Below are 11921 nucleotides of genomic sequence, written 5' to 3' on the forward strand. Positions count from 1 at the left end.
GAAAATGTAGTGAAATTAATTGATGAGAATATTAATATTTTGTCTATGAATACTTTGCATTGGATTGGTGAGCCCAAAAACGAAGATATTTCGTTTAGCCTCTATGAGAAGGATCCGGATAAGGGGGATTTAATTAAAGTAAATAATCAAATCATATATTTGAAGAATAGCTATGATGCTACTGTTTTACCTAATGTGTTGAAGAAAGAACTCATTTTTGCCATAGGTCTATACTCAGTTTCAGAACTTAAGCAATTAATTCAAAGTATGAGCAAAGAGTCTTTTCTGATCATTATAGAACCGAGTTTCTCATTTTTTAATCACGTTCTGAATGAAGAAGAGCTTTCTTTTATCCGATCTTCGAACGTGATTCTTTTTGCTGATGATTTGAGCAATATGCCTATGTTTTTGGAACATTTGTTCTCTACTAACCTGATTTTTTACGTTAAAAATATTAAATTCTATTTCACCACGTATTACCGGGATTTTGATGTTGATTCTTGTATTTCTGTTGTTAAACAAATTAAAGAAGTAGCTCAATATAAAACAACATTGTATGGAAACTCTGTAGACGATAGTTTAATAGGGTTCAGACAGAATATGCTGAACATTAAAAGTGTCGCACGTTCGAAGGATGTTTCTCAATTAAGAGATTTGTTTAAAGACTTGCCTGCTATTGTTGTAGCAGCTGGCCCATCACTTAATAAAAATATAAAAGAATTGAAAAAAACTAAAGGTAAAGCCGTTATTATTGCAGTGGATACGATTGCTGAGAGGCTGTGTCAGGAAGGGATTGTGCCAGATTTTATTTGCTCAATTGAAAGAGGAGAATTAACCTATTCCTATTTTTATAAAGATAAGTCGTATCCATCTGAGGTTACATTAGTGGCACCCCTGTTAGTTTATCCGGAAATATTCGAAGAATTCCAAGGAGAAGTTATTATTCCAATTCGTGAAAACGTTGGAGAGTATAACTGGCTTAAAGAAATATTAAATCTAACACAAAATAATTCAATAAGCATTGGTTTATCTTGTGCTCATATTGCTTTTGGATTTGCTGAACATTTAGGAGCTTCACCTATTGTTCTTGTTGGACAAGATCTTGCATATGGTAACACTCTAGCGGAAACTCATGCCAGTAATACTATCTATGATCAGAAACCTATAAATGCTGATAATGTGGCCAAGAGAGTGTATACGAAAGGATATAGTGGCGGCGAAGTCGCGACAACTGACACATGGAATGCATTCCGTAATTGGTTCGAAGCAGAAATATATAAAAAACAGCTAAATGTTATTAATGCAACAGAAGGTGGGGCTTTGATCAATCATACATCGCAGATGAGTTTGAAAGAAGTGTATGACCAATATTGTGGCCCTAGTTCTTACTTATTGAACGTTTCTCAGGAGTTAAAGAAAATTAATAATTATTCTGTAGATATTAACCAAATTAAAAATAGCCTAAAGGGAGAATTGGGAAATTTCAAAGAAAAAGAAATGAAATTAAAAAAACAACTTAGAAATCTCCAACAACTAGTCATTCACAAACAACGTTCTCAATCTCAACTTTTGAAGTCGTTAAAAATATTAGAAAAGACCGATGTTCTCTTTGGAGAGCTAATGAGTAACTGGCTCTTACGTCATAATTTACAAGCCGTTTTGATTACTAGTGTTTGGAGATTGTTTGAGATAGAGCAATTTTTATCAGCAGATAATTTAAGCAAGAACAGGGAAATTCAAATCGAATTTGTGAAAACAAGCCTACTTGTTCTCTCGGAAATTATAACAGTGTTAGAAAACCAATTGGAGATTGAATAAACGGGAGTATACAAAAATTACCTAATGTAACTTTGAGAATATACCGATAAACATAATAACATTAATTATTGTGGAGGCGGGCATTCATGAATATAGAATTATCATTAACGGCAAATACTACTATAAGCAGACAGCATAACTCTGAATACAACGATCAGCATTCGTTGACTGCACAATCGAGTCCTTTGGTCTCTAACCCTAAAGAATTGAAGACCTCAGTGGTTCAGAATTCTGTAGTGAATGAACAACTTGTTAAAACAATAGAACGGGCAATTAAGTCTTTAGAAGGGCCACAAACTTCGTTGGAAATTAGTGTTCACGAAAAGACGCATGATATTATGGTGAAAGTATTGAACAGAGAAACTGGAGAGTTGATTCGTGAGATCCCACCTGAAAAAACGCTAGACTTAGTAGCTAAAATGATGGAAATTGCTGGAATTCTTATTGATGAGAAAATCTGAATCTAAGGGGGCAAAGTAATTATGGTAACTCGTATTAATGGTTTTTCAGGTATGGATATAGATAGTCTTGTGAAAAGTATGATGACTGCAAAACGTGCTTCATACGATAAAATTACCCAAAATAAACAATTGGTAGAATGGAAGCGTGACAGCTATCGGGAGATAAATAGCAAGCTCTATGATTTCCGTTTTAATAAACTTACGGACAAGTATGGTAAAGATTCAGCATTAAATGCTAATAAAGCTATTATTACGGGGAATAAGGATGCACTTAAAGCAGATGCCACTGCTGATGCTAATGGAATTGATATGAAAGTTCAAATATCAAAACTTGCAACAAGTGCTACCGTTCAAACTACAGGTACGGATAAGGTTTACAAAGGTACTTCTACTCTTGCAGAAGTTGATGGTGTTAATTTGGCGGGGATGAGTGAAACTGACCGTAAGGATTATCTTGATAAAGGCTTCGATCTAGTCATCAATGGTGTAAGTTTCAAAGATGATAGTGGTAAGCCATTGTTCAATGGTCTTACATCAATTTCAAGTATGATTTCTACAATCAACTCAAATACCAAGGCGAATGTCAATGCAAGTTATGACGAATTAACAGGCCAGCTGATCATTCGTTCTAAGACAAGTGGCCCTGCTGGTAAGGTAGATATCGGAGGGAACACTGGTACAAATTCTGTTATTAATTTATTTGGTGGTACACCTGATAAAACAGTTATCGAGACCAACGGCACAGGTTCAGGTTTTTTAGGAAGTACCAAGTTGTCTGCACTTACTGGGGCCGCTGAACCTTTTTCTCTCAAGATTAACAATGAAACTTTTAGCTTCGCTGGTTCTGCTTCTATTGATGATGTTATAGCAGAGGTGTCAGCTCGTGCAGGTGCGAATACAACAGCAAGTTTTGATAAGGAGACTGGTAGGTTGGTCTTCACTTCCAAAAGTGGAGATCCAATTAAACTTGGAACCGATACAGGAGATAATACCTTGCTGGCTTTATTTAAAGGAGAGCAAAATTTCAAATCTGGTGAAAATGCAAAATTAAATATTAACGGAGTAGATGTTGAGAAAGATAGTAACAACTTTATTTTAAATGGAATTACATTCAATTTACTTTCAACAACCCCCCCTGGGGAGACCGTTAATATCACAACTCAAAGAAATCCCGATAATGTTCTGGAAACTATTAAGGGATTTATTGAAGATTATAATTCTTTACTCAGTACATTGAATACCAAAACGAGTGAAGCCAAATATCGTAGTTTTTCACCACTTACAGATGAGCAAAAGAAGGAAATGAAAGAGGCGGATATTAAAGCCTGGACAGAAAAATCACAAAGTGGTTTATTGAAAAATGATGATATATTGACATCCACGGTTTCGCAGATGCGGATGATTATCACCGCAAATTTAAGTGATCTTAGTGCTATGGGGATAACTACAGGTAAGTACTATGATGAAGGTAAACTTATACTGGATGAGTCTAAATTGAAGAGTGCTATCTCTGATAATCCTCAAAAAATATTGGATTTATTTCAAGGGTCGGCAAGTTCTCCTTCTACGGGAATTTTTGATAAGCTAGCTGAGAAAGTTGGTAATTCAATCAACATGATTTCTGACCGGGCGGGTACTGACCGTTTTTCCGGCTCAATCACAGGAGCTTATAAACCTGAAAGTGTTATGGGGCGTGAACTGAAATCATATGATAGTCGTATGGATACAATGCTGAAAAATCTTACTATTGCTGAAAACAGATACTACAAACAATTTACTGCAATGGAACAGGCCATGAGCAAATTAAATTCCCAGTCTTCCAGTTTGTTATCAAGTCTGGGCTTGAATTCATAGTTAGAGGTGAGCGAATTGATTAATTCTCCTTACAATAAATACAAGCAATCAGCAGTCCAAACTTCAACTCCAGCCCAACTTGTTGTTATGCTGTATGATGGAGCAATAAGGTTTATCAAAACTGCGCTTCAAGGCCTACAGCAACATGATCATGAGAAGACAAGTACAAATCTTGGTAAGGCCCAATCTATTGTCAGTGAATTGATGGGTACGCTTAATTTTGATTATGAGATATCAAAGAATTTGTATTCTCTTTATGAATATACTAACTATCTCCTTATCGAAGCTAATGTGCGTAAAGATGATCAAAAGATAGAAGAAGCTTTAAGTTATCTAGTTGAATTGCGTGAGACCTGGGTCCAAGCTAATAAAATAGCATTAGGTCAAACGGAAACTGCTAATGGATAATTATATCGAACAATTAGAAGAGTTAACTAATTCCTTTATGGATAGTATTAAGACATGTTCTTATGAGGAATTTGAAGAATTTATTACAAAGAGACAATCCATTGTGGATTTGATTAATTTCGAATTGCAAAATAAAGAAGTTTCCACTGACGATCAAAAAGACAGGATTAAAAGAATACTGGGATTGGATCCGGTTATACTGCGGAGAATGGACTCACTGCGTCTTGAAGCTCAGGAATGGTTGTACAATCGTAGGCAAGCTGCAACTCAACGTAGTGCGTATGAATCTAATCTCTCTCCGGGTAGCATACTTATGGACCGTAGAAAATGATAGAAATGTTATTAAAAGAAACCCACTCAGTTATACACTGAGTGGGTTTTTTTGCTCTAAGGATTCATAGAAGATTGTTTTAAACCGATATATGATAGTAAAGTATTTAATCTGATAATACGAAGTCGGGCCCCTTGTTGTGAAAAAAAGTTTGTGTGTAGACTAGAATATTCACAACACTTTAATATATGAGAATCAGCCTAGGAGATATTAAAAGGTTGATTTATCTATAAATTTAATATTTAGTATTTAATAATTGAACTTCTTCAAAATTGTAGTAAAGGAATTCTTAAAAAGTGGTGGGAATATATATGAGTACCAAAATTCATAAAAACAGATTGATGAATAGAATGTGAATTGGACTGGAGGTTAATAGTATGTTTAATAACAAAATAATATTAATTACTGGGGGAACTGGATCAATAGGTAGCGAAATTGTGCGGAGTTTATTGACCTATCGTCCAAAAGCAATACGGATTTTCAGTAGAGATGAAAGTAAGCAATTTGACTTACAACAGGAGCTTAAAGAATTTGATAATATAAGATATTTAATTGGTGATATTAGGGATAAACAAAGGCTTGGGTATGCGATGGAAGATGTTGATCTTATTTTTCATGCAGCTGCCTTAAAACATGTTCCTTCTTGTGAGTATAATCCGATGGAAGCCATCAAAACGAATGTTATAGGTGTACAAAATATAATCGAAACAGCTATTGAGCACAATGTTGAGAAGGTCATTGCTATAAGTACAGATAAAGTTGTAAACCCGACAAGTACAATGGGTGCGACCAAACTATTGTCTGAAAAACTGATCTCGGCTGCGAGTTTCTACAAGGGTAGCAAACGAACCATATTTGCATGTGTTCGTTTTGGAAATGTAATGGGTTCGAGAGGGTCGGTGATTCCTTTGTTCAGGAATCAGATTGTTGAGGGTAGACCTCTAACGGTTACGCACGCGGAAATGACGCGGTTTATGATGTCCATTCCACAAGCTGCTCAATTGGTCATCGATGCTGCAAAATATTCTCAAGGCGGTGAGGTATTTGTACTCAAAATGCCAATCCTTAAAATTACGGATCTGGCAAAGTGTCTGATTGATTCATATGAACAAGCGGGAACTCTAAGTTATTCCGGTGAGATGATTGAAACGGGTATTCGACCTGGAGAAAAATTATATGAAGAGCTTATGACCCTGGAAGAATCGGAAAGAGCTTTAGAGAATGAACAAATGTTTATTATTCCGTCTCTATTCCTGGCGAACGAATATCACTATGAAGGTTTTAGAAAAGCAGAGCATCAAGAATATTCTTCCAAAACAGCCAAACAAATTTATACAGCAGAAATTAGAGAACTTATTGAAGCTAGTGGTCTAGGTTTCTCAAAAGTTGTGCTATGAATAAAACAGCTAAATGTCTGGCAGTGATCCCTGCACGGGGGGGATCGAAAGGATTGCTTCGAAAAAATATAAGAATTCTTGGCGGAAATCCGTTAATCAAATATACCATTGAAGCTGCTCTTAAAAGCAGATGTATGGATGGAGTAGTTGTATCCACAGATAACAATGAAATAGCGAGCATAGCGAAGTTGGCTGGGGCTGATGTTCCTTTTCTTCGTCCGGAAGAGCTGGCTACTGACCAAGCAGCGAGTATTGATGTTTTACAACATGCAGTTCATTTTTATGAGCTTAAACTGAATCTTCATTTCCAATATATTATGTTGCTTCAGCCTACCTCTCCGTTACGAAATGATTACGATATCCGTGAGGCCTATAATTTATTTATAACCCAAAAGGCGGATTCATTACAAAGTGTTACGTTAGCCGATACCCATCCCTATCTTTTAAGGGAATGGAATCAGGGAATAATTCAACCTTATTTGAAAGATCAAGTCGAAAACCTTAGAAGGCAGGAGTTGCCTGACCTTTACATGTTAAATGGAGCAATATATATAATTAAAAGAGATCTGCTGATGATTGAAAACTTGATGATAGGTCCAAAGAATATCGGCTATGTCATGCCAAAAGAACGATCTGTAGATATTGATGATGAAATGGATTTAAAGTGGGCAGAATTTCTTATGCAAAATCGAGTGTAATATAATTCATATAACGATGTATCAATTTGATAGAGAGGAAGTATACATGAATGGGCAAATATTTATCAAAAATTAACGCTGGTTCGGTGTATATTATTGCAGAAGTAGGGGTGAATCACAACGGAACTTTGGAACGTGCGCTTCAGTGTGTGGATCAAGCTGCGATATGTGGGGCAGACGCAGTTAAGTTCCAAACGTTTGACAGCAAAAAACTAGTAACTAGGCATGCTCAAAAGGCAGAATACCAAGCTGAAAACACAGGGATTTCAGGCAGCCAATTGGAGATGCTACAAAAATTGGAGTTAAGTCATTCCGAATTTATAGATATCAAAAATTACTGTGACAAGAAAGGAATTGATTTTCTTTCAACCCCTTTTGATGAGGAAAGTGCTCAATTTTTAGATTCTATTGAAGTGGATGCTTTTAAAGTCAGCTCTGGCGATTTAAATAATACTCCCTTTCTCCAGCAACTTAATCAGTATGGCCGACCAATTATACTTTCTACTGGTATGTCTGATATGAATGAGATAAGGGAATCAATAAAAATTTTTACAAAAAGTAATGTTTCTTTGCTCCATTGTACATCAGATTACCCTGCTCCTTTAGAGGACGTTAACCTACTTGCAATGAAAGCAATGGCGGATGAATTTGGCAGAATCATTGGTTACTCCGACCATACAGATGGTATTGAAGTGGCTGTTGCTGCTGTAGCAATGGGTGCAAAGATTATAGAAAAGCACTTTACATTGGATCGTAGCCTTCCTGGCCCGGATCACCTAGCATCTTTGGAACCATCAGAGTTCTCTACTATGATCGAGGCCATTCGAAGAGTGGAAAAGGTACTGGGTAATGGAATTAAGCGTTGTATGCCATCTGAAGAAAACACTAAGGCAGTTGCAAGGAAAAGTCTTGTTGCAGGCCGATCATTACAAGCGGGTGATACACTTCAAGAAAAAGATATTCATATTAAGCGTCCTGGAACAGGAATTGAACCTAAATTTTATACTGAATTTATTGGTAAGAAACTCACCAGGGATATTGTTGAAGATCAATTATTATCATGGGAAGATTTTCGATGAAAAAAATTGTAGTGGTTACCGGAACTCGAGCCGACTATGGCATTTATTATCCTGTTTTAAAAGCGATTAATGCAGAAGAAACCCTTGATCTGCATCTTTTAGTAACGGGCATGCATTTGTCTCCACAGTTTGGTAATACCGTGGAACAGATAAGACAAGATGGATTTCAAATCTCAGCACAGGTGGATTGTCTGCTGCAAGGCTCCTCACATGCCAACATGTCTCGTTCTATAGGATTGGCTATTATCGGAATGACTCAAGCGTTGGAAACCATTCAGCCAGATGTGGTTGTAGTGCTGGGAGATCGGGGAGAAATGCTTGCAGCAGCTATCGTGGCTTCTCATACTAATATTCCCCTCGTCCACCTGCACGGGGGGGAAGTGACAGGCACTATTGATGAATCCGTTCGCCACGCGATCAGTAAATTGGCACATATACATCTGGTCGCTACCGAAAAGAGTGAAGAAAGATTAATTAGACTCGGTGAGGATCCATGGAGAATTCAAGTCGTAGGCGCCCCCAGAATCGAAACGATAATGAATACTGTACTTCCTAACTATGAGCAAACCGCAAATAAATACAATATTCACCTAAAAAGTAAATATGTTTTATTTGCATATCATCCTGTCACTACCCAATCAACAAATTTGCAGATGTTGGCTAGGATGCTGCAGGTGTTGTTGAACCAGGGATACGAGATTATATGTATTATGCCCAACTCAGATGCAGGATCAGATGCACTAGTTGATATTTATAATCAGTTTGTTGGAAATCTTGGTGTGCATCTTATAACCAATTTTGAGCCGTTGGATTATCTGGTGATGCTGAAGCATGCAGAGATTTTAGTAGGGAACTCATCCTCAGGAATCATTGAAGCCGCCTCATTTAATAAACCAGTTATTAACATTGGTGTTCGACAAGGGCACAGAGAACGTTCTTCTAACGTGATTGACATTCAAGAGGACGATATTGAGCTTCAAATGGCACTGGAAAAAGCAATATCACCAGACTTTCAGAAGGATATCTCTGAAACAAAAAATGTATATGCTAAAGAGAATACAAGCAGTCTCATCGTCAATATTCTCAAGAATATTAGTTGGTCTGAACAACTGATTCAGAAAACAATTACGTATTAATTGTGAATGGCACTCCGTGGTATTTGTATTTTAGCATGAATAAGGAGGTCTTTTTCTGGGCTATATTATCTTTGGTGCGGGTGGTCACGGAAAGGTAGTGTTGGATAACCTACATTCATGTGGTGAAAAAATCATTGGAGTTATGGATGATCATATGAGAGGGACTGATTGGAGGGGAATCCCGTTGCTCGGTGGATTAGACCGGCTAGAAAAGATTAACCTTAAGTATCCACAAAGCCTCTATATCATAGCAATTGGGCATAATGCTACAAGAGTCAAACTAGCTAACATTTTTGAACAGAGCAATGTTCAATTTGGAAAAGCGATACACTCAACTGCGATTATAGGATCTAATGTTGTCATAGGCGATGGAGCCGTTATTATGGCTAATACAGTAATTAATGCTGATGCTCACATAGGTAGACATGTTATTGTGAATACGGCTGCTACGGTTGATCACGATTGTCTTATAGGTGATTTCGTCCACTTGTCACCTGGTGTTCATCTGGCTGGTGGTGTGGAGATCGGTTATTCTGCTCATGTTGGGGTTGGTGCGAGTATAGTTCCACAAGTTAAGGTTGGTAGAGGGACTATTGTGGGTGCAGGAGCTGCTGTTATTCAAAGTCTTCCTGAGCAAGTATTGGCTGTAGGGTGCCCAGCGAAAATCAATAAATATTTCAAAAGCAAGGGATGAAAAGCACATGTCAGAGCGTAATCGTATTTATTTGGCCTCTCCCCATATGAGCGGGTTGGAACAACGATATATCAATGAAGCATTTACGAGTAACTGGGTTGCACCGCTCGGACCCAACGTAGATGCTTTTGAACAGGAACTGGCTGATTATGTTGGTAGTGCAGGAGCCGTTGCTTTAAGTTCCGGAACGGCTGCTATCCACCTGGCTTTAGTTCTACTTGATGTACAAGCAGGAGACATTGTTTTTTGTTCTTCTTTGACCTTTATCGCTAGTGCCAATCCAATCTTATACCAAAAAGCAAAACCTGTATTTATTGATTCTGAACCTGATAGCTGGAATATGTCTCCACTTGCTCTGGAGCGTGCCATGAAGGCTTATGCATACAAAGGTCAGAAACCTAAAGCGGTCATTATAGTGAACTTGTATGGGCAGAGCGCAGACTATGATTCACTGAAAAGAATATGCGATGAGTACGAAGTACCCATTATTGAAGATGCTGCGGAATCTCTTGGTGCTACATATAAGGGGCAAATGAGCGGAACCATTGGTAAGTTTGGTGTGTACTCGTTTAATGGTAATAAAATCATAACCACCTCAGGTGGTGGCATGCTTGTTTCAGATGATGTTCAGAGCTTGAATAAAGCAAGATTTTATGCTACTCAAGCAAGGGACATAGCAAAGCATTATCAACACAGTCTGATTGGTTACAATTATCGGTTGAGCAATGTGCTCGCAGGTATTGGACGTGGGCAGCTTCAAGTGCTAAACGAGCGAATTGAACAGAAAAGAGCAATTTTTGACCGATACTTTAGAGAACTCTCTGATATTGGTACTTTTAATTTTATGCCAGAAGCTAGTTATGGAAGCTCAACTCGTTGGTTAACAACAGCTATAGTCCGTAACCATAAAAAAAATGATATTATCGAGTCACTTATTAATCATTTGGAAAAAAACAATATTGAGTCCCGTCCTGTATGGAAGCCGCTTCATTTGCAGCCGATTTTTGAGGGTACCGATTATTATTGTCATTACGATAATGAAGATGTGAGTAAAATGTTATTTAACTATGGGATTTGTCTGCCCTCAGATACCAATATGGGAGAGGAAAATCAACACTTTGTTATAGATCAATTAAAAGAGATAATAATTTAATAACTTTTGAAACGCACAAAAAAAGTTTACTTGAAGTGAGGGGCATTGATGGAGATGAAAAAAGTTGTTTTATTCGGAGCGGGAGATGGGGGCCTACGTGTCAGCTACTCCTTAATTGGGGATTTTGAAGTTATAGCTTTTGTGGATAACGACTCTAATAAACAAGGAGAGACTCTGCTAGGAAAACCGGTATTAAGTCCGGAAAAATTATCGGAAATTGACTATGATTTTATTATAATTGCTAATATTCATGGTGATGCTATCTATGAACAGCTGACCATGGATTTGGGAGTTAAAGCAAGTAAGATCATAGATTATTATAATAATCAAATATTTGATTCAAGATTAGCCGTTTTACGGCAGGTAGCGGATGAAATTTATTATAATAACATTTCTGGAAACGTAGCGGAGCTTGGTGTTTTTCAAGGGGAGTTTGCTAAATATATTAATAAAACTTTTCCTGATCGTAAGCTTTTTTTGTTTGATACATTTAGTGGTTTTGATGAGAGAGATATAGTTGTTGAAAAAACTAAAGGGTTTTCTAATTCCCAGACTGGTGAATTTATAAACTCTGACATTGAAATCATATTAAAAAAAATGACAGTAAAAGAGAATTGTATCTTTAAGAAAGGATACTTTCCTGAATCCGCAATTGGTATTGAAGAAAAATTTGTGTTTGTAAGTATAGATGTTGATTTATACATGCCTATCCTAGAAGGGTTAAAATATTTTTATCCACGTTTAGAAGTGGGTGGATATATATTTGTACACGATTATAACAGCACTCGTTTTTTTGGAGCTAAACAAGCTGTTAGAGAGTTTTGTCTAGAAAATGGGGCGAGATTCGTACCAATAAGTGACCTGTGTGGTAGTGCTGTTATAGTAAAATAAT

The 11921-nt window shown here is 37.1% G+C and carries 12 protein-coding genes; all 12 read left to right on the forward strand.

Features of this window, described 5'->3' with window-relative positions; all coding sequences use genetic code 11:
* Window positions 1-9: 9 nt before the first annotated feature.
* The 12 genes from IFU39_RS23010 (at window position 10) to IFU39_RS23065 (ending at window position 11920) form a co-directional block, all read left to right on the forward strand.
* A complete protein-coding gene (locus IFU39_RS23010; RefSeq protein ID WP_192135034.1) occupies window positions 10-1818 on the forward strand; it encodes a 6-hydroxymethylpterin diphosphokinase MptE-like protein in 1809 nt (602 codons plus the stop codon).
* 86 nt (window positions 1819-1904) lie between these two features.
* On the forward strand, window positions 1905-2279 hold the full coding sequence (locus IFU39_RS23015) for a flagellar protein FlaG (RefSeq protein ID WP_192135036.1): 375 nt from the start codon (window positions 1905-1907) through the stop codon (window positions 2277-2279).
* A gap of 21 nt (window positions 2280-2300) precedes the next feature.
* A complete protein-coding gene (gene fliD, locus IFU39_RS23020) occupies window positions 2301-4133 on the forward strand; it encodes a flagellar filament capping protein FliD (RefSeq protein ID WP_192135038.1) in 1833 nt (610 codons plus the stop codon).
* Window positions 4134-4139: 6 nt separating this feature from the next.
* Window positions 4140-4541: a flagellar export chaperone FliS gene (gene fliS, locus IFU39_RS23025; protein WP_397376320.1), complete on the forward strand. Its 402-nt coding sequence runs from the start codon at window positions 4140-4142 to the stop codon at window positions 4539-4541.
* The gene (locus tag IFU39_RS23030; protein ID WP_192135040.1) at window positions 4534-4872 is read left to right on the forward strand and encodes a hypothetical protein; all 339 of its coding nucleotides are present in this window, start codon (window positions 4534-4536) and stop codon (window positions 4870-4872) included. Before fliS ends, IFU39_RS23030 begins: the two co-directional genes overlap by 8 nt.
* A gap of 377 nt (window positions 4873-5249) precedes the next feature.
* Window positions 5250-6269: a UDP-N-acetylglucosamine 4,6-dehydratase family protein gene (locus tag IFU39_RS23035; protein WP_192135042.1), complete on the forward strand. Its 1020-nt coding sequence runs from the start codon at window positions 5250-5252 to the stop codon at window positions 6267-6269.
* Complete coding sequence (locus tag IFU39_RS23040; RefSeq protein WP_192135044.1) at window positions 6266-6967, forward strand: acylneuraminate cytidylyltransferase family protein; 702 nt, start codon at window positions 6266-6268, stop codon at window positions 6965-6967. Before IFU39_RS23035 ends, IFU39_RS23040 begins: the two co-directional genes overlap by 4 nt.
* A gap of 50 nt (window positions 6968-7017) precedes the next feature.
* Window positions 7018-8046 carry an N-acetylneuraminate synthase gene (gene neuB / locus IFU39_RS23045; RefSeq protein WP_192135046.1) on the forward strand — a complete coding sequence of 343 codons (1029 nt, stop codon included), beginning with the start codon at window positions 7018-7020 and terminating at the stop codon, window positions 8044-8046.
* On the forward strand, window positions 8043-9182 hold the full coding sequence (neuC, locus tag IFU39_RS23050) for a UDP-N-acetylglucosamine 2-epimerase (protein WP_192135048.1): 1140 nt from the start codon (window positions 8043-8045) through the stop codon (window positions 9180-9182). The genes neuB and neuC overlap by 4 nt, the downstream gene beginning before the upstream one ends.
* A gap of 67 nt (window positions 9183-9249) precedes the next feature.
* Complete coding sequence (locus IFU39_RS23055) at window positions 9250-9876, forward strand: acetyltransferase (RefSeq protein ID WP_342345679.1); 627 nt, start codon at window positions 9250-9252, stop codon at window positions 9874-9876.
* A gap of 7 nt (window positions 9877-9883) precedes the next feature.
* On the forward strand, window positions 9884-11029 hold the full coding sequence (locus IFU39_RS23060; protein ID WP_192135050.1) for a DegT/DnrJ/EryC1/StrS family aminotransferase: 1146 nt from the start codon (window positions 9884-9886) through the stop codon (window positions 11027-11029).
* A 48-nt stretch (window positions 11030-11077) separates the two neighbouring features.
* Complete coding sequence (locus IFU39_RS23065; protein ID WP_244661078.1) at window positions 11078-11920, forward strand: TylF/MycF/NovP-related O-methyltransferase; 843 nt, start codon at window positions 11078-11080, stop codon at window positions 11918-11920.
* Window position 11921: the final 1 nt, after the last annotated feature.

Origin of the sequence: Paenibacillus sp. CFBP 13594 (assembly GCF_014842675.1) — a bacterium.
Lineage (GTDB): Bacteria > Bacillota > Bacilli > Paenibacillales > Paenibacillaceae > Paenibacillus > Paenibacillus amylolyticus_B.

Bases quoted from the DNA above. Each gene is read 5' to 3' on its own strand.
- neuB (WP_192135046.1), top strand. From the start codon at position 7,018: ATGGGCAAATATTTATCAAAAATTAACGCTGGTTCGGTGTATATTATT.
- IFU39_RS23040 (WP_192135044.1), top strand. From the start codon at position 6,266: ATGAATAAAACAGCTAAATGTCTGGCAGTGATCCCTGCACGGGGGGGA.
- neuC (WP_192135048.1), top strand. From the start codon at position 8,043: ATGAAAAAAATTGTAGTGGTTACCGGAACTCGAGCCGACTATGGCATT.
- IFU39_RS23060 (WP_192135050.1), top strand. From the start codon at position 9,884: ATGTCAGAGCGTAATCGTATTTATTTGGCCTCTCCCCATATGAGCGGG.
- IFU39_RS23030 (WP_192135040.1), top strand. From the start codon at position 4,534: ATGGATAATTATATCGAACAATTAGAAGAGTTAACTAATTCCTTTATG.
- fliD (WP_192135038.1), top strand. From the start codon at position 2,301: ATGGTAACTCGTATTAATGGTTTTTCAGGTATGGATATAGATAGTCTT.
- IFU39_RS23035 (WP_192135042.1), top strand. From the start codon at position 5,250: ATGTTTAATAACAAAATAATATTAATTACTGGGGGAACTGGATCAATA.
- IFU39_RS23065 (WP_244661078.1), top strand. From the start codon at position 11,078: ATGGAGATGAAAAAAGTTGTTTTATTCGGAGCGGGAGATGGGGGCCTA.
- IFU39_RS23015 (WP_192135036.1), top strand. From the start codon at position 1,905: ATGAATATAGAATTATCATTAACGGCAAATACTACTATAAGCAGACAG.